Raw genomic sequence first — 249 nt, forward strand, 5'->3', positions numbered from 1 at the left:
TCCATAATCTCTTCCGATAATGCATGTGCGGGTTTTCTTCCCCTATTCTTGTGGGTGATCCCCTGTGCTCCTTCTGTCTCATATCTTCTTTTCAACCGGATGATCTGCCGAACGGTAATCCCCAGTGCAATGGCTCCTTCGTTGTTTGTCATATGTCCATTCATGATTTTCTCTACGACTAAAACCTTTTTCATCTCTTGTCTGCTCAATGTGATTGTCTCCTGTCCCATAGTGACATTATCTCAGAAC

1 protein-coding gene is annotated in these 249 nt (G+C 43.8%); it reads right to left on the reverse strand.

Going from position 1 to position 249, the window contains the following annotated elements; all coding sequences use genetic code 11:
* Window positions 1-209: helix-turn-helix domain-containing protein (locus PPOP_RS06655; RefSeq protein ID WP_148277854.1), on the reverse strand; the 209-nt coding region annotated here is incomplete at its 3' end.
* Between the last annotated feature and the right edge of the window lie 40 nt (window positions 210-249).

This window comes from Paenibacillus popilliae ATCC 14706 (genome assembly GCF_000315235.1).
GTDB classification, from domain to species: domain Bacteria; phylum Bacillota; class Bacilli; order Paenibacillales; family Paenibacillaceae; genus Paenibacillus_B; species Paenibacillus_B popilliae.